We start from the raw sequence: 21381 nt of genomic DNA on the forward strand, positions 1-21381 counted from the left end.
TATCGGCAATAAAGGTAATAAATAAAGCGGGAATAATATTTTCCCCGCTTTATTTTTATCAACTAGTCGAATGAAAATAAAAATAGAGACTTAATAGCGTATGAAGCCATTTTTTATCATGATAAGAATAAATGATAATTTATAAATATCATAACAATTAGATTTAAATTAGAAATTTTCCGCTATAAACATTAAGCTGGTCAGATATATAATCACTGGTAAGGAATGAAAATGCGGAATATTGCTATTACAAAAAATAATATTATTTCTGGCTTTCAATGGTTCTTTTTTATCTTTTGTAATACGGTTGTTATTCCCCCGACGTTACAGTCTGCTTTTCATTTGTCACCACAAACCACGTTTGTTATTACTCAGTATGCTTTTTTATTAACAGCTTTAGCTTGCTTGTTGCAAGCATTTATAGGCCATAAACGCTCTGTGATGGAGGGGCCAACAGGGTTGTGGTGGGCAACAATTTTAACCGTAACTTTGTCAGAATCTATACAAGGAACTCCTCTTGAGACGATTGGATGGAGTTTGGCCATGGGGATTTTTCTGTCTGGGATTATTACTATTCTTATTGGCCTAAGTGGTCTTGGTGGTTGGTTAGCGGGTTTGTTCAAACCAGGTGTGCTGGTGGTCTTTATGTTTTTACTTGGCGCGCAGCTGGTCACTATTTTTTTAAAAGGGATGTTAGGGCTACCCTTTGGTGTTGGCAGTGAAAATATTACAGTTAATTATCCTGTATTCTTTTTGGCGCTCGCAGTACTGGTATTTGTTATAGGGATTATTGTGTATTTACCTGTGAATATTAGTAAATATGCTTTATTGATTGGAACAATCATAGGGTGGGTTGCTTATAGTGGGTTATTTGGTAGCACGATATCATCTGTTTCATCAGGGGAGTGGGTACTATTTCCATTAGGCCGTTCCGATGAAATTAATATAAGTATTGTGATAACAGCAATTTTGGCTGGGATATTAAACACATCAAATACGTTTGGAGCAATGCGCGGAACGGATGTGTTTTACCCCGATTCATTACCCGTTAAGTCCTTATATCGGCGTAGTTTTATGATGTCAGGAGCTGTAACAATATTAGCAGCGCCGATAGGCGTAGTGCCTTTTTCACCGTTTGTTTTATCAATTGGTCTAATTACTCAAACAAAAGACAGTTCACGTATCTCTTTTACTATCGGCAGCCTTATTTTCTTATGTGTGGGGGGCGTTGCAGTATTGACGCAATTTTTCCGCTCTTTGCCGTTAGCCATTGGTAGCGCGGTTATGTTAGCGACTTATTTGCCGCTGCTATTTTCTTCATTTTCATTTCTTGCGGATATGAAACTGAATACACGTAATATTTATCGCCTCGCATTACCTATTTTTATTGGCATCTTTTTGATGTCAGCACCTGCTGCGGTACTAAATTCGTTACCAACAATGTTTAGTTCTTTACTGGGTAATGGGTTACTTATAGGCATTATATTGGCTCTTATTTTAGAAAATACGATCAAGTGGGATAAAATCGCCTAAATAATAAAAGAGCACTAAGCTGTTGTGCAGCTAATGCTCTTTTTCAGTAAAATTCTAGCGGCCTAAATAACCATCCCAATCTTTCCAAACGGGCTGTAAACCAGCTTGTACGAGTGCATTCGCTACTTGTGCGGCACTGCGGTTATCATTTGGGGAAAATTGTTCTAGCTCTTCTTTGGTATCGGCATAGCCACCTGGTTGGGTTTTCGAGCCGGCACTGACGTTGTTAATTGCCAATGGCACCACGTTATCACGGAAGTAAGGTGATTCACGAGTTGAGAGTGAAAGCTCGACATTCGGTGCCAGTAAGCGAAAAGCACAAATTAATTGCACTAATTCGGCTTCATTCATCAGTGATGCCGGTTCAACACCACCCGCACAAGGGCGTAAGCGAGGAAAAGAGATAGAATAACGACTTTGCCAGTAATGTTGCTGTAAGTACAACAAATGTTCTGCAACCATATAGCAATCGGTACGCCAACTGTTTGATAAACCAATTAACGCACCAAGGCCGATTTTATCTATGCCCGCTTCCCCTAAGCGTTCTGGAGTAGCTAAGCGCCAGTGAAAATCCTGCTTTTTGCCTTTGAGGTGATGGAGTTGATACGTGGGCTCATGGTAGGTTTCTTGATAAACCATCACACCGTCTAATCCCAAAGTTTTCAATTCCTTATACTCATCTGTGCTTAATGGTTGCACTTCCATCATTAAGGAACTGAAATAAGGACGAATGATGGGGAATGTGTGACGAAAATAGTCCATACCCACTTTACTCTGGTGCTCCCCGGTGACCAGTAATAAGCTATCGAAACCAATTTTGCGAATGGTTTCGCACTCATTGATGATTTCAGCGTCATTTAGCGTTTTACGTTTAATTTTATTACTCATCGAAAAACCGCAATAAGTACAATCGTTTGCGCATAGGTTCGATAAATAAAGTGGCACATAAAACCCAACGGCATGGCCAAAGCGTTGTCGGGTGAGTTTCTGAGCTTTTTGTGCTATCAGCTCAATATAGGGACGGGCAGCAGGGGAAAGCAGCGCCATAAAATCATCGAGTGTGAGTATATCCACCGCCAAAGCATGTTCTACATCGGCAGGTGTTTTACTGTTTATCCGCAGTGTCGTATCGTCCCAATCCAGTGCTTGTAAGCGTTCTTGGAAACTTGGGATCATGATAAGGCCCCTAAGAAACTGGTCAATGGGCTGGACGCTTGCGCCTGTTGCTTCGGTGCAGCTAAACCACTTTGATAAGCTAACTCAGCCGCTTCGACCGCGAGTTTAAACGCTTTTGCCATTAAAACGGGTTGCTTGGCAACGGCAATCGCCGTATTCACCAATACAGCATCCGCCCCCATCTCGATAGCTTCTGCGGCGTGGCTTGGTGCACCAATCCCGGCATCTACAACGACAGGCACAGAAGCTTGTTCAATAATGATACGGAGCATTTCTTTCGTTGCTAAGCCTTTGTTTGTGCCAATCGGTGCGCCTAATGGCATCACAGCGGCACAGCCAACTTCTTCTAAACGACGGCATAACACCGGGTCTGCGCTGCAATAAGGTAATACAACAAATCCCTCTTGAACGAGCTGCTCTGCGGCGAGTAATGTCTCGATGGGATCCGGTAGTAAATAACGCATATCCGGATGGATTTCGAGTTTGACCCAGTTAGTACCAAGGGCTTCACGAGCTAGGCGTGCAGCAAATATCGCTTCTTGGGCATTTTTTGCCCCTGAGGTATTTGGTAATAATTTCACGCCCAATTGCTGTAGAGGTTGTAAAATACCATCATCTTGCCCTCGTAAATCAATACGTTTCATTGCCATTGTCACCAATTGACTGCCGGATGCCGCAATGGCGTCTTGCATGAGGTTGGCACTGGCAAATTTACCTGTTCCAGTAAACAGGCGTGAGTGAAAAGTAAAATCTGCGATTTTTAACATCATTAGCCCCCAGCGATAGCTTGAAACAACAAGATATTATCTTGGTCATTAATGAGATATGAATTCCACTGACTCTTCGGAATGATCACTTGATTGATAGCAAGTGCAGTTCCCACCATTGGGCGATCGAGAGTGGAAAATAATTGATTAACCGTCAGTGGGGCATCGAATTCCATAGGTTGGTCATTAATTATGATATGCATGTTTCTTCCCGACAGATTGGACATTGCAGTGACGGCATTAATTGCAATGTATTCCATTGTTGCTGTTTTCCATCGAATAAACGCAATTTACCGCTCAATGAAGAGGGAAGGCCGACAAGTAATTTAATGGCTTCCAGTGCTTGCAACGTGCCGATAATCCCAACCACTGGCCCTAATACCCCAGCAGTGCGGCAGTTGCGTTCGGGTTCATCTTGGTCTGGGTATAAACAGGCATAGCAACCGGTACTAAATGGCGGCTCAAGTACCATTAATTGGCCACCAAACCCAACAGCACTGCCGCTGACTAAGGTTGTATTGGTCATGACACAGGCGGCATTAACTGCATGACGAGTGGCCATGTTATCGCAGCAATCAAGCACTAAGTCGACTTGTTCCGCTAATGGAATTAAAGTATCAACATCCAACTTTTGTGCGATAACATGGGTTCTTACCAACGGATTGAGTTGATGTAGCCTATCTGCGGCAAGCTGGGCTTTTGACTGGCCAATATCATCGGTATCGTAAAGTACCTGCCGTTGTAAGTTAGAAACGTGTAAGTCATCGTGGTCAGCTAGCCACAATTCGCCGACACCAGCGCCCGTTAAATAAAGGGATGCGGGAGAGCCTAAGCCCCCTAAACCGACAATTAGGGCTTTGCTATTTTTCAGTTTTTGTTGCCCCTCAGGACTGATGTCTTCAAGTAATAGCTGGCGGCTGTAACGCATGAATTCTTGGTCACTTAACATGATTGAATTCCTTAAATCATCATTAGCCCTGTTTTTATGACGATAAACTAGGGCTAATTTTGTGATTAAAAATCGACTAATTGGCGTGATCCCGCTCAATTAAATTCAGCAAAGTTTCTGTTGCGGCGCGCCAATCATCGGCTTTAGTAATCGCACTGACTAGCGCGACACTCCCCACTCCAGTTGCTAGCACGTCAGGCACTTTATCAATGGAAATCCCACCAATGGCTACCGTTGGGTAATCAGGTGTTGCTTCCACCATGGCTTTAAGTGTTTCTAAACCCTGAGGCGAAGAAGGCATCTCTTTGGTTTGTGTTGGAAAGATATGCCCCATGGCAATGTAGGAAGGGCGAACCGATTTTGCGATAGCCAATTCATGCTCATCGTGCGTTGATATTCCTAAATGTAAGCCTGCTTGGTGGATTGCTAATAAATCGGTAGTTTCCAAATCTTCTTGGCCTAAATGTACGCCATAAGCACCAAACTCGACCGCTAACCGCCAGTAATCATTAATGAATAAGCGTGCGTTATGTTTTTCCCCGAGCGCAATAGCTTGTTGAATCTCATCACGAACATCTGCGTCAGATTTGTCTTTGATACGCAATTGAATTGTGGAAACACCTGCATTAAGCAAACGTTCAATCCATTCAACGGAATCCACAACGGGATAAAGCCCAAGGCGTTGTGCAGTCTCAGGAAAAGGGCTATTTGGGAGAGTTATAGCATTAGGCAATTTTGGCATTTTCATCCACCTCAGCATTCACAATTTCAGCACCGTGATAGAGTTCGCTGCCATGGGCACGGAAGGCTTCTGACATCTGTTCCATACCCGCTTCTTTTTCATTTGCTTCTTTTTGGGCCGCGTAGTCACGAACCTCTTGGGATATTTTCATTGAACAGAATTTAGGCCCACACATAGAACAGAAATGAGCAATTTTCCCAGAGGCTTGTGGTAAGGTTTCATCGTGATATTTGCGAGCAGTTTCAGGATCTAACGCCAAGTTAAATTGGTCTTCCCAGCGGAATTCAAAACGGGCTTTGGACATGGCGTTATCACGGATCTGTGCACCTGGGTGGCCTTTAGCAAGGTCAGCGGCATGGGCTGCAATCTTATAAGTGATTAGCCCTTGTTTAACATCTTCTTTGTTCGGTAATCCTAAGTGCTCTTTAGGGGTGACATAACATAACATCGCACAGCCAAACCAACCGATCATGGCGGCACCAATACCAGAGGTAAAGTGGTCATAACCCGGAGCAATATCTGTTGTTAGAGGCCCTAACGTATAGAATGGCGCTTCGTGGCAGTGCTCTAACTCTTCGGTCATATTGCGGCGGATCATTTGCATTGGTACGTGGCCGGGACCTTCAATCATGACTTGAACATCATATTCCCACGCAATTTTTGTGAGCTCACCAAGGGTATGGAGCTCGGCAAATTGAGCTTGGTCGTTGGCGTCTTGAATTGAACCGGGGCGTAGTCCATCCCCTAACGACAAGGAAACGTCGTAAGCGGCACAAATTTCACAGATTTCACGGAAGTGCTCATACAGGAAATTTTCTTGGTGATGAGACAAGCACCATTTTGCCATGATAGAGCCACCGCGAGAGACGATCCCTGTTAGGCGTTTAGCGGTCATTGGCACATAGCGTAGCAATACGCCGGCATGGATAGTGAAGTAATCGACACCTTGTTCTGCTTGCTCTAATAATGTGTCACGGAACATTTCCCACGTGAGATTTTCGGCGACGCCGTTCACTTTTTCGAGAGCTTGGTAAATCGGAACTGTACCAATAGGCACGGGGCTATTACGTAAAATCCATTCGCGGGTTTCGTGGATATAACGGCCAGTGGATAAATCCATGACGGTATCTGCCCCCCAGCGTGTTGACCAAATCAGTTTTTCTACTTCTTCTTCAATGGATGAGGTGACCGATGAATTACCAATATTGGCATTAACCTTAACCAAGAAATTACGACCAATAATCATTGGTTCTGATTCGGGGTGGTTGATATTGGCTGGGATAATAGCGCGACCCGCCGCCACTTCTTGGCGAACAAATTCAGGGGTAATATTCTCTGGCAAATTTGCGCCAAAGCCTTGGCCTGGATGTTGTTGCAATAAAACTTCGCCACGAATACGTTCACGTCCCATATTTTCGCGGATTGCAATAAACTCCATTTCAGGGGTAATGATACCTTTGCGTGCGTAATGTAATTGGGTAACACACTTGTTAGTTTGGGCTTTTAACGGGTGAGGACGGTTGTTAAAGCGCAGATGGTCGAGTCCTGCATCTGCAAGGCGTTGTTGAGTAAAATCGGAACTTAAATTTTCGACAGGTACGGTATCAGCACGTTCACTTATCCATGGCGCCCGAATTTTTTTAAGGCCTTTATGGACATTTAATTCAGAAACTGGGTCGCCGTAAGGGCCTGAAGTGTCGTAGATAGGAACGGGTTCGTTGTCTTCAAATTGCGGGTTGTCTTTGTCGCCACCAATAAGGGTTTGTGAAAGCTGAATTTCTCGCATAGGAACCTGAATATCATCCCTAGAGCCTTGCAAATAAATCCGCTGTGAATTGGGAAATGAGACTCCTGAAAGGGTATTAATGTAGTTCTCTGCGGCGTCTCTTTGGGCTTTGCGTGTGCGAGCCGGTGCTGCTTGCGGCGATAAGTCTGCGGTAGGAATAACGTTTTGTTGTGTATTATTGGACATAGCAATTTCCTGACATTGTCACGGCTATCACAGATTAGTGTGTAGCGGGTTTATCGAAAGAAAGTTGCTTGTCAGGAGTTCGGAGGAGTAATAAAAAAGACATTGCGTTTAATTTTTAGCCAAATGAGAGATGGCAAAAAGACGCTGAGTGATTACTCTTGTTCCCTTCGCGGGTATTAACCCGATCAGGTTCCGCGGATCCCGAATTAACGGTCTCAGCCCGATGCTATGCATACTAGGCACTCCGACAAGAGATTTCAGTATAAGCTTTCCTCGTCATTCTTCAAGCGATAAGTGCGTTGGCTGGACTCGGCTCCCCAAGTCACATACTTGTGTATGCTCCTTGGGATAATTCTATTCATCTCCTTCCTCTAGTACGAATAATTTAGAGGAACCTTTTAAAGGCAAGTTAGTTAAAACCTAAAAAATTGAAATCAAGGCTGAGATAAAAATAAGGTTTATAAATTCCACTGATATTGCGGCCAGTGATTTTCATTGGCGGCTTGAAGAAGGCGTGGGTCGCCGTTGACGATAAAGGTTTCGTCGGCAAATTGGCACATTGGGAGATCGTTGGCGGAGTCGGAGTAGAAATACACGTAGGCGTCAGTGATTGGCTGGTGGCGGATCCAAGCTAATAGGCGTTTGACTTTACCTTCTTTAAAGGTTGGGATACCGTCAATTTCGGTCGTATAGCAGCCATTTTGTTGTTTAATATCGATCCCCATGGCGACGTCTGCACCAAGTTTTTCGGCGACCTTTTTCACAATAAATGAAACAGTTGCAGAGATCACAATAATTGGGATCCTTTTAGCTCGATAATTTGCGATCGTTCTAATCGCTTCAGGGTAGATCCGCGGTAAAATCACGCTTTGTACAAAATCATCCAACCAGATATCCACTTGCTCAGTTTTTACATTGGCGAGGGTTTGCAGGTTAAAACGTAAGTAAGTCGGCATATCTAATGTGCCTGCATTATATTGCGCCATCATGGCTTTATCCGCCTCCACAAATTGCGGATCGCTGATAATTTGCTTGTCCCACAGATATTGTGTCCACAATACGCTGCTATCACCTTGAATTAACGTATCATCTAAGTCAAAAATGGCCAGTTTGTTTTGCATTATATTCCTATCTGATTATTAACTAAGTGTGCGAATTTCATTTTTATTAAACATAAGTTCAAGACGAGTGCCTGGCTCAAATAAGCGTTCTGATGAGCGATTGAGTAAATCAACTGTCATGTGACCAGCAGGTGTATCGACGCTATAACGAATGATATTTCCCAATAATTGATGGTCAACAATAATAGCATCAACAGGGTGAGAAATATGGCTACCATATTGGCGACCCGCTTCTTTGACATATATAGACTCAGGGCGGATAGCAAGTGTACCTTGTAAATCAAGACCTAACATCGAATTGGCTTTTTCGGAGTCAACAAGGTTGTAATGCCCCATAAACCGAGCGACAAATTCTGTTGCTGGTTGGGTATAAATATTCTCTGCCGTGCCACTTTGCACAATCTGGCCTTTATTCATAAGAAAAATACGGTCAGACATAATCATAGCCTCATCTTGATCATGAGTAACAAAAATTGTCGTTAAACCCAATTCGCGTTGAATCTGGCGAATTTGCTGGCGTAAGTGCTTGCGAATACGAGCATCAAGAGCGGAAAGTGGCTCATCAAGTAACAAAATTTGCGGTTTCATGACTAATGCCCTTGCGAGTGCTACTCGTTGACGCTGTCCACCTGATAGCTGATGGGGAAATTGTTGTTCTTTTCCTTGTAACTCAACTAATTCGATCACTTCAGCGACTGCTTTAGACCTTGCTTGGCTATCAATTTTACGCATTTTTAAACCAAACGCGATATTGTCAACCACAGTCATATTGGGAAATAACGCATAACTTTGGAACACCATACCCACCCCGCGTTGCTGCGCAGCTTGGTGGGTTACATTCTGGCGATTAATATAAAGTTCACCATCATTAAGTTGTTCAAGTCCTGCGATACAGCGTAATAAAGTTGATTTTCCGCAACCACTTGGGCCCAGTAGGGTAATAAATTCGCCTTTTTCGATAGTAAACTGAATATCAGCAAATACCTGATTAGTACCAAAAGATTTAGCTAAGTTTTCCGCAATAACATAACTCATCATTCATCTCCTGAACGATTTAATCGCATTGCTAACCATGTCAGCAATAAGGTAAACAGAAAATATGACATCACCAGAGCAGAAGTGAAATGTCCGCTGGTTTGTCGCATATTGAAAAGATAGATTTGCAAGGTTTCATAACGTGTTCCCACTAGAATATTGGCAAACACAAATTCACCCATTAAAAATGAAAATGAAATTAATAATGAGACCAACATACCTTTGCGAATATTTGGTAACACAATCATCATAAAAGCTTGGAAAGTACTGGCGCCGAGTAAATGTGCAGCGTCCATTAAGTCATGTAAATTAATACCTTGAAAGCTATTCGCAAGAGCACGATACATAAAAGGTAACGTGATGGTGAAATAAGTACCAATCAGGATCCAAGGAGTGCCAACTAACATGAATGGTTCATCGGCAAATATTTGCAGCAAGCCCACCGACGAGACGACAGGCGGAATCGCAAAGGGTAAAATAATCAGTAAATCCATCACCCCTTTGAGTTTAGGGAACCGATAAAATACCGCAAATGTCATCGGCAAAATAATTAATGTGCTAACCAGCAACGTACCAAAGCAAATTATTAATGAACGACCAAATGCCATGAGAAAACGCGAGTCTTGCCACAATTGTAGATACCATTTGATGGACAAGGCATCGGGTAGCACAGTGGCTCCCCAAGAGCTGGCGATGGAATACAAAAATGTGGCAATAATAGGTAGCGCTAATAGGCTAGCAACACTGATTAATACTAACTTATGGAGCCATAATCCAGAGGGTTTATTGTTATTGGTTATCACTTGGCTAATCACATTATTATTTTGCATGGTAGCTCCGCTTGATTAACCAATGATGGATAGCAGTAATAAAAGCTAAGATAGCGATAAGTAGCATTGATAATGCAGCAGCCATATTCGGTTCGAGAAACAAATCGCCGGAAACTAAACTGGCAATTCGGATAGTCACAAGGTTGTAATTACCACTCGTTAAGGCATAAGTACTGGCGTATGCGCCCATGGCATTAGCAATTAGGATAATAAAAGTGCCAAGTAAAGCAGGAGAAAGCACTGGAATTGCGACTTTTAACCAATAGGTTAGCTTACTTGCTCCCATCGTTTTCGCTGCGTCTTCCCACTCCGGTTTTAGTGCATCAAAGGCGGGGTATAGCAACAAAACACCTAATGGGATCTGAAAATACACATACAACAGCATTAACCCGCTGGCACTGTATATATTAAAATCTTCGATAATTCCCCACGCCTTGAGTTGTAAGGTAATTGCGCCATTGAAGCCCAAAATAATAATGAATGCAAAAGCAAGGGGGACACCACTGAAATTACTGGCCATGGTGGTGAAGGAGATCATTATCCGGCGAATTTTCCCTTGCATTTTATAAATGGAAAATGCCGTGATACTGGAAATGAATAAGCCAATTACACTGCAAATAACGGAAAGCCATAGGGTATTTTCAAACGCTTGTAAGTAAAAATCATTATTGAATACTTCAAGGTAGTTACCTAATGACCATGCTTCTTCGTAGATAAAGCTATTAATTAGCACCCAAACCATTGGGGCGATTTGGAATAGACTAAACAGCACAAAGAATGGCAGCAGTAGCAGTGCAGCGCGCCAATGAAAACGAGCAAAGCGTTTTTTTAACATGGCAATTTTTCCCTGTTGTTGGTATGCCTGTTCACAGGGGGCAGGAATATCAGCCATTACAAATCTCCTTGTAACAGCGCATCACAAACTGGTTTATCGAGAGAGTGGGTTCCAAGTAAACGACAAATGGTTCCACAAATCTCAGTTTGCTCAATATTGCAGGGTTGATGAGAAAATTGCGAACCGACAACAAACAATGGAACTAAACACTCTTCAGGGAGTGTCCCTCCGTGGCTGCGATCATTATTCATACCGTGATCACTCGTGATCAGAATTTGATAACCTTGCTCAACCCATGTAGGAATATAATTCGACAGGATAATATCTGCATGGCGTGCTGCATTACGGTATTGTGGGGAATCAAAGCCAAACTTATGCCCTGTATCATCTATATTCATAGGGTGAATCAATAAGAAATCAGGATCAAATTGACTACGTAAATATTCCGCATCAACAAATAAATGGTCATCAGGGTAATGATCTGCTTGATAAAAGCAGCCATGTTGGATGGTTAGCGACTCATCATGGGTAAAACGGTCTCTTGTTGCTACGAAAGGTGCTCGGTTATACAGTTCACTCACCCAATAATAAGCAGCGGCGGCAGTTGTTTTACCTGCAAGGCGAGCAAGAGAGAATATGCTGTCAAAATGGGATAACCGGACAATTTGGTTATTTACAATACCGCTTTTGACAGGTGGAACTCCCGTTAGTATACATTCATATAGAGGGCGAGACATCGAAGGAAGCTCGCACTCTAATCGGTAAAGTGTTGCACTGTCGGCTTTGATTAAACCGTTGAGATAGCCCATACAATGATGGGCTACTGAATAACTTAAACCGTCAAGGACAACAAGTATGACTTTCTCAGACATCAATTTTTTCCTAAAATCAATACGTTAAATTACTGCTGGTGGATCAAAACTTGTTGTTGCCACATTTTAGGGAGATTACGAGACGATTTTTCCCAACCTTCTGCATTCTTAATGGGTTGAACATTTTTATATTGTTCTTCGGGTAGTAATTTGGATTTAATATCATCAGGTAAGGTTAAATATTGTGCACGAATTGGCCGAGCGTAGCCTTCTGCAAGGTTTAATTGGCCTTTGTCACTGAAAATAAATTCACGAGCTAGTTTTGCTGCATTTGGGTTTTTGGCAAATTTATTGATGATAGTAGTGTAACCTGAAATGACAGAACCGTCAGATGGGATCACAACCGTAAAGCGATCACGGTTGATCTGATCGCGGTAATTCAGTGCGTTGAAGTCCCATAAGATACCAACTTCGACTTCACCTTTCTCGATATTTGCGACAGTTGGATCATTAACGGATAGGCGTTTTTGTTTGGCGAGTTCAGCAAAAAGCTCAATGGCAGGTTTTAGGTTATTTTCATCACCACCACGGGCAAATGCGGCGGCTAGTACAGCATTATTAGCTTGTGCAGCGATACCAACATCCCCAACGGTGACTTTATATTTCCCTTTTAGTAAATCATCCCAGCTTTTCGGTGCATCTTTCACTAAGTCATTATTAATCATGAAAGCAATAGACCCCGTATAGGCTAAAGCCCAATGACCGTCTTTGTCTTTTGCCCAATCAGGAATTTGTGACCACGTTGTTGGTTTATAAGGTTGAGTCACTCCCTTTTGCACGGCAACAGGCCCAAAAGAAGCACCGACATCACCAATATCTGCCGTCGCATTATTTTTTTCTGCGGCAAATTTGGCAATTTCTTGAGCGGAGCTCATATCAGTATCTTGATGCTTCAACCCATATTGTGTCGCTAAGTCTTGCCAAGTTCCTTTCCAGTTAGCCCAAGTGTCAGGCATTCCAACGCTGTAAACTTGCCCTTCTTTTTTCGCTGCATCGATTAACTCTGCTAAATTAGCATCAGCAGCTAATGTCACACTGGATGCGGTCAATGATAGTAAAATCGCAGGAACGATAGTTTTCATTATTTTCTCACTTTTGCAGAACGGTGAACCGTATTGGTTACTTAGCATCCTAATTTTAATAAGTGACAGTTAGTTGATCCTTTTATGACAGTTTTTAGACATTTTATGGAATGGAACGTCTAAAAAGTGTCAAAATTGACAAAGAAAAATAATGAAACAAACGTTTGAATGACATTGTGTCAAAGCAGTGTATTGTGTCATTAATAGATTGATTTTATCGACAATAAAAACTAACAAAAGATGTGGAAAATGAATAAGTTAAAATTATCAGGAACAGAAAGTGGTTGGTGGTTTATCTGTTTTTCCGGGCGTTTGTGGTTACCTCATGGGGATATTCCACGAGGTATGGCAAAGGACTATTTGTTAGAAGGAAAAACAGCAACGCCAATCGGTGAGTGGCAAGGGGAAATCGTCTGGTTGATCGCCGAAAAAATGCCATCAAATATGGCATCTCCTCGTCTCGTTGCTGCGCAAGATGAAGGTTTATTTCGTCTTGCTGGGCGAGGCGTGCAATTGGCGGAATTCTATCGCTCTCATCGTTATTGTGGCTATTGTGGTACGGCAATGCGCCATAGTGAAACAGAATGGGCGTGTTTGTGTGACCATTGCCATGAGCGTTATTATCCGCAGATTGCCCCTTGCATTATCGTGGGAATTCGTCGTGATGACCATATTCTATTAGCTCAGCACCGGCGCCATTCACAAAATCCATTATTTACCGTATTAGCGGGCTTTGTTGAAGTCGGTGAAACATTAGAAGAAGCTGTTATGCGCGAAGTCATGGAAGAAAGCCATATAAAAGTGAAAAATATTCGTTACGTATCTTCACAACCATGGCCTTTTCCTCATTCCTTAATGATGGGATTTCTTGCGGATTATGAGAGTGGCGATATTAAAGTAGACCCTAAGGAACTGGTGAGCGCAAATTGGTATCATTACAATGAATTACCCTTGATCCCACCGGCGGACACAATCGCTAGACGTTTGATTGAAGATACGGTCGCATTGTGTCGTCAGAGTGAATATGAAACGGGCAAATAGCGCAGCGCTGATATTGTTACCATTAACATGATACAATAATGAACTTCGCTCTTAGCCATTTGCGGCGGCCACTTATAATAATGGAGTAAATAATGACTGAGTTAAAAAATGACCGCTATCTACGTGCTTTGCTACGTCAGCCTGTAGATGTGACCCCTGTATGGATGATGCGTCAAGCAGGGCGTTACCTGCCTGAATATAAAGCAACACGCGCTGAAGCTGGTGATTTTATTGCTCTGTGCAAAAACACCGAATTGGCTTGTGAAGTGACATTACAGCCATTACGTCGTTTTCCATTAGACGCTGCAATTTTATTTTCTGATATTCTCACTATCCCTGATGCAATGGGGCTTGGGTTATATTTCGAAACGGGTGAAGGCCCACGTTTCCATAAACCGATTATGAGCGCGGCAGATGTAAAAAATATCCCTATTCCTGATCCTGAAATGGAACTTGGTTATGTGATGGATGCTGTCCGTGCTATTCGTAAAGCTCTTGAAGGTAATGTGCCACTAATTGGTTTCTCTGGTAGCCCGTGGACACTAGCGACTTATATGGTGGAAGGCGGTAGTAGCAAAGCATTCACTAAAATCAAAAAGATGATGTACGAAGACCCGAACACATTACATTTGTTATTGGATAAACTGGCAGACAGTGTCATTTTATACTTGAATGCTCAAATTCGCGCAGGTGCACAGTCCGTGATGATTTTTGACACATGGGGTGGGGTCTTAACTAAGCGTGATTATTTACAGTTTTCATTGAATTATATGCATAAAATTATTGATGGCTTAATTCGTGAAAATGATGGTCACCGTGTTCCTGTCACCTTATTCACTAAAGGTGGCGGCCAGTGGTTAGAGGAAATGGCCGCAACGGGTTGCGATGCATTAGGCCTTGATTGGACGACTGAAATTGCAGATGCTCGTCGTCGTGTCGGTGATAAAGTTGCTTTACAAGGCAATATGGACCCATCCATGTTATATGCGCCACCGGCTCGTATTGAAGAAGAAGTGCAAAATATTCTATCAGGCTTCGGCCAAGGTGAAGGGCACGTATTTAATTTAGGTCATGGTATCCATCAGGATGTTCCACCTGAGCATGCAGGTGCATTTGTCGATGCTGTTCACCGTTTATCTCGCCAATATCATCAATAATTATCGTTTATTGATCTTCTTGATTTGTGGTGTATTTATAGAATCTTGTAAGTACACCATTATCATCTATGATTAAGAATAATTAAATCTCATAAGCAATGGATGCATGATGGTTTTAGATACTCAATTGTTACGAAAAGAACAAACTAGCCAGGCTTCAAAAATCATTTTGCAGGATGAATTTGCACCACTCAAACTGATTGGTGGAGCCGATGTAGGCTTTGAACAGCAAGGTACTATTACGCGTGCGGTGGTAGCTGTACTATCTTGGCCACAGTTAGAACTTGTTGAGTATCAAATAGCTCGAATACCGACTCAATTGCCTTATATACCGGGGTTACTTTCTTTTCGTGAAGTCCCTGGGTTAATGGCGGCGTGGGAAAAAATACAAAACAAACCTGAATTAGTGCTTGTGGATGGGCAAGGGATTGCACATCCGCGGCGGTTTGGTGTTGCCTGCCATTTTGGGTTACAAGCGAATATAGCCACAATTGGTGTTGCAAAAAGCCGTCTATGTGGTGATGCGGTTGAGTTAAGTGAAGAGCCTGAAAGTGTTCAGCCGTTAATGGCAGGTGAAAATCAACTCGGTTGGGTGTTGCGGAGTAAAAAACGCTGCAAACCATTATATGTTTCGCCGGGCCATAAAGTAGGTTTTTCGTCTTCCCTAGCGTGGGTTAAGCAGTGTCTAAGAGGCTATCGGTTGCCAGAACCGACGCGTTTTGCTGACGGAATTGCATCAAATCGAACGTTTTTTAAGCGAATGAATGAGAAAATCAGCTAATTATCAGCAAAATATGTGGCATTGACAGATTTTCAGGTAAACTGCGAAGTATTAAGATTGATGAGTCAGAAATTATGTTAAGAAATCCCATTCATTTGAGGTTGGAAAAATTAGAAAGCTGGCAACATACTACTTTCATGGCGAGCCTATGTGAAAGAATGTATCCGAACTTTCAAATGTTTTGTCAGCAAACTGAATTTGCCGATGCAAAAGTTTATCGTTCCATCCTTGATTTAGTTTGGGAAACTTTGGTCATTAAAGATAGCAAAGTCAATTTCGACAATCAGTTAGAAAAATTAGAAGAAATTATCCCATCAGCAGATGATTTCGATATGTATGGTGTGTATCCAGCTATTGACGCCTGTATTGCATTAGGTGAAATTATTCATTCGAAATTGAGCGGTGAAACCCTCGAACACGCAATATTGGTTAGCGAAGCATCCATTCGTACAGTTGCCATGCTCGAAATGACTCAAGCAGGGCGGGAAATGACAGAAGAAGAACTCAAAGAAATCCCGGCCGTTGAAGAAGAATGGGATATCCAGTGGGACATTTTCCGCTTACTGGCAGCTTGTGAAGAGCGCGACTTAGAGTTAATTAAAGGATTAAAATCTGACCTCCGCGAAGCGGGGGTGAGCAATATAGGTATTACTTTAAGCTGATTTTCGCATTTTCATTATCGAAAACGTGACTTGACGCAGTAATGCTGAGTACTAAGACTTCACATTTGCCCCTACTCTGGTCTACATTTAGGGGCGAGAAGAAGTGGCTATCGGGGGCGTGTATCAGGGGCTGTCAATTTGGCATATCCGACGCACTCGATGCTTTGCAAACGATAAACACACTGTGTAAGGATAATTTATGAACAAGACTGAATTAGTTGATGCTATCGCAGAATCAGCGGACCTGACCAAAGTTCAGGCAAAAGCGGCATTAGAATCTACTCTGAATGCTATTTCTGAAACGCTGAAAAAAGGCGAACAAGTCCAACTGGTCGGTTTCGGTACTTTTAAAGTTAGCCATCGTGCTGCGCGTACTGGTCGTAACCCACAAACTAAAGCAGAAATCCAGATTCCTGCTACAACTGTACCTGCTTTCTCTGCCGGTAAAGCACTGAAAGAAGCTGTAAAATAAGAACATTGTACAGCCGAATCACCAGAGGGGGTAAAAAACTACCCCTTTTGTTTATTCAAAAAGGGTTGCTGGTGTTGGGAACTATCTCAATGCTAAGCGCCTGTTCTTCTAATGCACCAAAGCTCCCTGAGTTTAGTGCAAGTGGTTTTATTGCCGATGATGGCGTCATTCGTATGTGGCGGCTAAATAATGCAAAAAGCCAACCTCTGGTCTTAATGGTGGTTTATAGCCCCTATAAAGGTACAGACACTTCCGTTAATTTCTTCGAGTATCGCTCTGGTAACCTCTGGCAAATTCGTAGCCAAATCTTGAATCAAAAAAATGGCGATATCACCGAACAATTACGCTTCGATAGAAATAATGACGTTATTTTTATGCAGCGTGCTCAAGATGGCCATAAAACATCACTTTCGGCTGATGAAATCACGCGTTGGCGCTTTGAAGCGGAACGCGTACTTGAGACAAACACCGCACTGATTGTCGGCGGCGTCAAACTCTATCAAGGTCGCTGGCAACAAGGAAAAGTGACCACATGTGAAGGTGATGTGCGTGAAGTGGCTTTCGAACCCTATGCTGAAAATTGGTTGCAAAACCGTGCAAAAGTGTGGCATTCCCAGCTAAATTTAGCGTGGTTGGAGTCTTCAGAGGGAAACCAGCTTTTGATGGTGGCGGATACTGATTTTTGCCGCTGGCAGCCTTCTAAAGATTCTTTGTAATATCACCGTTCGTCGTCTTTCAATCCATAGCTTTGTTGGATACTCTCAGCTACTTAGGTCACATACTTATGTATGCTCCCTAAGATATCTTCGTTTGCCGCCTAGCTCTGAATTGAAATACTTAGAGCCGATACTTTTACTCGTCTACTCGTCGTTTTTCGAGCCTCAGCTATATTGCTACGTTCGCTCACTCTAGTTACATACTTATGTATGTTCCTAGAGATTCTCTCTCTTGCCGCTTTGCTGTGATTCGAAATACTTAGAGCCATTGTCTGTGTGAATGGTCAAAGGCAAAAACAAGTTCAAAAAATAGAAAATAAAAAAGCTGATAAAAGTTTCCTCTTATCAGCTCAGGGAATGGTTTAGTACTTTGTATTATTTTATACGAGCGATAGCGCGGTAGCCGATGTCGTTGCGGTAGAAGCTATCATTCCAGTGAATGGTTTTGGCGACGTCATAAGCTTTGTTTTGTGCTTTAGCAATATCATTACCCAATGCCGTTACGCATAGGACGCGACCACCGGCAGTCACGACTTCTCCATCTTTCATGCGAGTACCAGCATGGAAAACTTTACTATCCGTGGATTCAGTGGTTGGTAAACCTGAAATTACATCGCCATTGTGGTAATCACCTGGGTAACCACCTGCAGCAATTACTACCCCTAAAGCAGGGCGCTCATCCCATAATGAATCTTTACCCGCTAACTCACCTTTCGCACCCGCTAGGCACAGAGCAACTAAATCCGACTGTAAGCGCATCATAATAGGTTGAGTTTCAGGATCGCCAAAACGGCAGTTGAACTCGATAACTTTTGGGTTACCTGCTTTATCAATCATCAAACCTGCATATAAGAAGCCTTGATAGCGGTTTCCTTCTTGGTCCATACCTTTAACTGTAGGGTAAATGACTTGTTCCATCACGCGCTGGTGTATTTCATCTGTCACAACAGGAGCTGGGGAGTAAGCGCCCATTCCACCTGTATTTAGGCCGGTATCACCATCCCCAACACGTTTGTGATCTTGGCTAGTCGCCATTGGGATGACATTTTCACCATCTACCATAACGATGAAACTCGCTTCTTCACCATCAAGAAACTCTTCGATCACGATACGGTGGCCTGCATCACCAAAGGCATTCCCTGCTAACATGTCATGAACAGCTTCTTTCGCTTCTTGCAGAGTCATTGCAACAATAACCCCTTTACCTGCTGCCAGCCCATCTGCTTTGATCACGATTGGCGCACCGACTTTATCTAAGTAAGCTAAAGCAGGTTCAATTTCAGTAAAATTTTCATAAGCCGCAGTAGGAATATGATGACGAGCTAAAAAATCTTTGGTAAATGCTTTTGAACCCTCAAGCTGTGCAGCACCTTGGGTTGGGCCAAAAATAGTTAAGCCAGCAGCTTTAAATGCATCGACGACACCAATAACCAATGGTGCTTCAGGGCCGACAATAGTTAAACCAATTTGCTTATCTTTGGCGAATTGAAGTAATCCATTGATATCAGTTGCCGAAATATTGACATTTTCAAGGGTTGGCTCTAATGCTGTGCCTGCATTGCCTGGGGCAACATACACTTTGTCTGCTAAAGGAGATTGAGCCGCTTTCCAAGCTAAGGCATGTTCACGGCCGCCGCCACCAATAATCAAAATATTCATTACTAGACTCCTAATAAATTAGTGACGGAAATGACGCATATTAGTGAAAATCATGGCAATACCATGTTCATTTGCAGCCGCAATGACTTCATCATCACGGATAGAACCACCTGGTTGGATAACACAGGTTACTCCAACAGCAGCTGCGGCATCAATACCATCGCGGAATGGGAAAAAGGCATCTGAAGCCATTGCACAGCCAGCGACTTCTAAACCTTCATCAGCGGCTTTAATACCTGCAATTTTTGCAGAGTAGACACGGCTCATTTGCCCTGCACCAATTCCAACGGTCATGTCATTTTTGGCATAAACAATCGCATTCGATTTCACAAATTTCGCGACTTTCCAGCAGAACATGGCATCTTTTAATTCACGCTCTGTAGGTTGGCGGTTTGTGACTACACGTAGCGCTTCCTTTTCAACCATACCTAAGTCACGGTCTTGTACCAATAAACCACCATTCACACGTTTAAAGTCTAAGCCTGCAACTGGTTTGCTCCATTCGCCACATTCAAGTACGCGAACGTTTTGTTTAGTCTCAAGAATAGGTAATGCATCTTTAGCAACAGAAGGCGCAATAATGACTTCCACAAACTGGCGATTGATAATGGCTTGAGCAGTTTCTTTATCTAATTGACGATTGAAAGCGATAATGCCGCCAAAAGCAGAAGTTGGATCAGTTTTGAATGCGTTATCATAAGCAGCATGGATAGAATCACCGATAGCGACACCACAAGGGTTTGCATGTTTAACAATGACACAAGCAGGTTCTTCGAATGATTTAACGCATTCAAGAGCCGCATCGGTATCAGCGATATTGTTATAAGACAGGGCCTTACCTTGGATTTGCTGAGCAGTTGCAATAGATGCTTCTTTTGGGTTTTCTTCTATATAAAAAGCGGCATCTTGATGGCTGTTTTCTCCATAACGCATATCTTGTTTCTTAATAAAATTTAAATTCAAGGTGCGAGGGAAGCGGCCAGAAGGCTGGGTCGTATCACCATAATAAGGGGCAACTAATTCACCAAAGTAATTCGCAATCATGCTGTCATAAGCTGCAGTGTGTTCAAAAGCTTTAATTGCGAGGTCAAACCGCGTAGACCAATTGAGCGAGTTTTCGTGGTTATCCATTTCATCAATAATGATTTGATAGTCATTACTATTTACTACAATTGCTACGTCTTTATGATTTTTAGCCGCGGAGCGCACCATGGTTGGGCCGCCGATATCAATATTCTCTACAGCATCTTCAAGGGTACAATTTGGTTTTGCCACCGTTTGGGCAAACGGATATAGATTAACAACGACCATATCAATAGGTGCAATATCATGCTGTTGCATAATGGTATCATCCGTACCACGACGACCTAAAATTCCGCCATGCACTTTCGGGTGCAATGTTTTTACTCGGCCATCCATCATTTCAGGGAACCCTGTGTAATCTGAAACTTCAGTTACGTTTAGTCCTGACTCAGCGAGTAACTTTGCAGTACCGCCGGTAGATAAGAGCTCAACACCACGTTGAGATAACGCCTTAGCGAATTCAACAACCCCTGTTTTATCAGACACACTAAGCAGGGCACGACGAATAGGACGAAGCAGTTGCATGAGATAGATCCCTTGGATTTGAATAAATAAGGCAATAACGAATATCAGTCAGTCAAAAACTCAACGAGCTTTTCTTATATACCTATTATATCTATTGATGAAAGCAAAGCGGAATTTGCCAGTTTTCTCAATAACAATATATAAGTCACTAACAATTTCAGAACATAAAAACAAAATCAATGCTGAAATTTCGAGCCAATTGTAACGCAAACGTTTGCGTAATGCGCGATAATTTTAAAATTATTTTCATGTTGTGGATAACTTCGTGTATAAGTCGGTATAAGTAGGGGTTTTGCTGTGGAATGCAGCAGTTGAATAAAAAAATGCAAAAAAGGGGTTGCCAGATTTTTCTGACTCCCTATAATGCGCAT

At 42.6% G+C, this 21381-nt stretch carries 21 protein-coding genes and 1 riboswitch; of the genes, 7 read left to right on the forward strand and 14 right to left on the reverse strand.

Annotated elements, in window-relative coordinates; genetic code table 11:
* Positions 1–231: 231 nt before the first annotated feature.
* Complete coding sequence (locus PSF28_RS21060) at positions 232–1533, forward strand: uracil/xanthine transporter (protein ID WP_272685606.1); 1302 nt, start codon at positions 232–234, stop codon at positions 1531–1533.
* A 54-nt stretch (positions 1534–1587) separates the two neighbouring features.
* On the opposite strand, the gene thiH is transcribed toward PSF28_RS21060, so the two are convergent.
* From thiH to PSF28_RS21120, 12 genes are all read right to left on the reverse strand, one after another.
* Positions 1588–2709 carry a 2-iminoacetate synthase ThiH gene (gene thiH / locus PSF28_RS21065; protein WP_210836563.1) on the reverse strand — a complete coding sequence of 374 codons (1122 nt, stop codon included), beginning with the start codon at positions 2707–2709 and terminating at the stop codon, positions 1588–1590.
* Positions 2706–3476 (reverse strand): thiazole synthase, encoded by a 771-nt coding sequence (locus PSF28_RS21070; protein ID WP_272685615.1) that lies wholly within the window; start codon positions 3474–3476, stop codon positions 2706–2708. The genes thiH and PSF28_RS21070 overlap by 4 nt, the downstream gene beginning before the upstream one ends.
* A gap of 2 nt (positions 3477–3478) precedes the next feature.
* Entirely contained in the window at positions 3479–3679 is a 201-nt protein-coding gene (thiS, locus tag PSF28_RS21075; RefSeq protein WP_210836562.1) for a sulfur carrier protein ThiS, read from the reverse strand.
* Positions 3667–4425 carry a HesA/MoeB/ThiF family protein gene (locus PSF28_RS21080; RefSeq protein WP_272685607.1) on the reverse strand — a complete coding sequence of 253 codons (759 nt, stop codon included), beginning with the start codon at positions 4423–4425 and terminating at the stop codon, positions 3667–3669. The genes thiS and PSF28_RS21080 overlap by 13 nt, the downstream gene beginning before the upstream one ends.
* A gap of 76 nt (positions 4426–4501) precedes the next feature.
* Positions 4502–5167, reverse strand: coding sequence for a thiamine phosphate synthase (gene thiE, locus PSF28_RS21085; RefSeq protein ID WP_272685608.1), 666 nt, complete (start codon positions 5165–5167; stop codon positions 4502–4504).
* Complete coding sequence (thiC, locus tag PSF28_RS21090) at positions 5151–7139, reverse strand: phosphomethylpyrimidine synthase ThiC (RefSeq protein ID WP_272685609.1); 1989 nt, start codon at positions 7137–7139, stop codon at positions 5151–5153. The genes thiE and thiC overlap by 17 nt, the downstream gene beginning before the upstream one ends.
* Positions 7140–7284: 145 nt before the next feature.
* Positions 7285–7396, reverse strand: a riboswitch (TPP riboswitch).
* 201 nt (positions 7397–7597) lie between these two features.
* Positions 7598–8260: an HAD family hydrolase gene (locus PSF28_RS21095; protein WP_272685610.1), complete on the reverse strand. Its 663-nt coding sequence runs from the start codon at positions 8258–8260 to the stop codon at positions 7598–7600.
* A gap of 18 nt (positions 8261–8278) precedes the next feature.
* Positions 8279–9295 (reverse strand): ABC transporter ATP-binding protein, encoded by a 1017-nt coding sequence (locus PSF28_RS21100; RefSeq protein WP_272685616.1) that lies wholly within the window; start codon positions 9293–9295, stop codon positions 8279–8281.
* Positions 9295–10125 carry an ABC transporter permease gene (locus PSF28_RS21105; RefSeq protein ID WP_210836555.1) on the reverse strand — a complete coding sequence of 277 codons (831 nt, stop codon included), beginning with the start codon at positions 10123–10125 and terminating at the stop codon, positions 9295–9297. The genes PSF28_RS21100 and PSF28_RS21105 overlap by 1 nt, the downstream gene beginning before the upstream one ends.
* The gene (locus tag PSF28_RS21110) at positions 10115–11017 is read right to left on the reverse strand and encodes an ABC transporter permease (RefSeq protein ID WP_272685611.1); all 903 of its coding nucleotides are present in this window, start codon (positions 11015–11017) and stop codon (positions 10115–10117) included. The genes PSF28_RS21105 and PSF28_RS21110 overlap by 11 nt, the downstream gene beginning before the upstream one ends.
* On the reverse strand, positions 11017–11832 hold the full coding sequence (locus PSF28_RS21115) for an alkaline phosphatase family protein (protein ID WP_109913186.1): 816 nt from the start codon (positions 11830–11832) through the stop codon (positions 11017–11019). The genes PSF28_RS21110 and PSF28_RS21115 overlap by 1 nt, the downstream gene beginning before the upstream one ends.
* A 29-nt stretch (positions 11833–11861) precedes the next feature.
* Positions 11862–12914, reverse strand: a complete 1053-nt coding sequence (locus tag PSF28_RS21120; RefSeq protein WP_210836551.1) for an ABC transporter substrate-binding protein — start codon at positions 12912–12914, stop codon at positions 11862–11864.
* A gap of 249 nt (positions 12915–13163) precedes the next feature.
* On the opposite strand from PSF28_RS21120, the gene nudC reads away from it, so the two are divergent.
* The 6 genes from nudC (at position 13164) to PSF28_RS21150 (ending at position 17743) form a co-directional block, all read left to right on the forward strand.
* Positions 13164–13955, forward strand: a complete 792-nt coding sequence (gene nudC / locus PSF28_RS21125) for an NAD(+) diphosphatase (RefSeq protein ID WP_210836550.1) — start codon at positions 13164–13166, stop codon at positions 13953–13955.
* Positions 13956–14047: 92 nt separating this feature from the next.
* The gene (gene hemE / locus PSF28_RS21130) at positions 14048–15112 is read left to right on the forward strand and encodes a uroporphyrinogen decarboxylase (RefSeq protein WP_210836549.1); all 1065 of its coding nucleotides are present in this window, start codon (positions 14048–14050) and stop codon (positions 15110–15112) included.
* Positions 15113–15221: 109 nt separating this feature from the next.
* A complete protein-coding gene (gene nfi / locus PSF28_RS21135) occupies positions 15222–15893 on the forward strand; it encodes a deoxyribonuclease V (protein ID WP_210836587.1) in 672 nt (223 codons plus the stop codon).
* A gap of 74 nt (positions 15894–15967) precedes the next feature.
* Entirely contained in the window at positions 15968–16555 is a 588-nt protein-coding gene (locus PSF28_RS21140; RefSeq protein ID WP_109913182.1) for a YjaG family protein, read from the forward strand.
* A 199-nt stretch (positions 16556–16754) separates the two neighbouring features.
* Positions 16755–17027 carry an HU family DNA-binding protein gene (locus tag PSF28_RS21145; RefSeq protein ID WP_004264522.1) on the forward strand — a complete coding sequence of 91 codons (273 nt, stop codon included), beginning with the start codon at positions 16755–16757 and terminating at the stop codon, positions 17025–17027.
* Positions 17028–17098: 71 nt separating this feature from the next.
* Positions 17099–17743 carry a DUF1481 domain-containing protein gene (locus PSF28_RS21150; RefSeq protein ID WP_272685612.1) on the forward strand — a complete coding sequence of 215 codons (645 nt, stop codon included), beginning with the start codon at positions 17099–17101 and terminating at the stop codon, positions 17741–17743.
* 375 nt (positions 17744–18118) lie between these two features.
* Here the strand turns inward: PSF28_RS21150 and purD are convergent, their stop codons facing one another.
* Entirely contained in the window at positions 18119–19402 is a 1284-nt protein-coding gene (purD, locus tag PSF28_RS21155) for a phosphoribosylamine--glycine ligase (RefSeq protein WP_272685613.1), read from the reverse strand.
* Between the two features lie 18 nt (positions 19403–19420).
* Complete coding sequence (gene purH, locus PSF28_RS21160) at positions 19421–21010, reverse strand: bifunctional phosphoribosylaminoimidazolecarboxamide formyltransferase/IMP cyclohydrolase (protein ID WP_272685614.1); 1590 nt, start codon at positions 21008–21010, stop codon at positions 19421–19423.
* Positions 21011–21381: the final 371 nt, after the last annotated feature.

The organism is Providencia sp. PROV130, from assembly GCF_028482225.1.
Classification (GTDB): domain Bacteria; phylum Pseudomonadota; class Gammaproteobacteria; order Enterobacterales; family Enterobacteriaceae; genus Providencia; species Providencia rettgeri.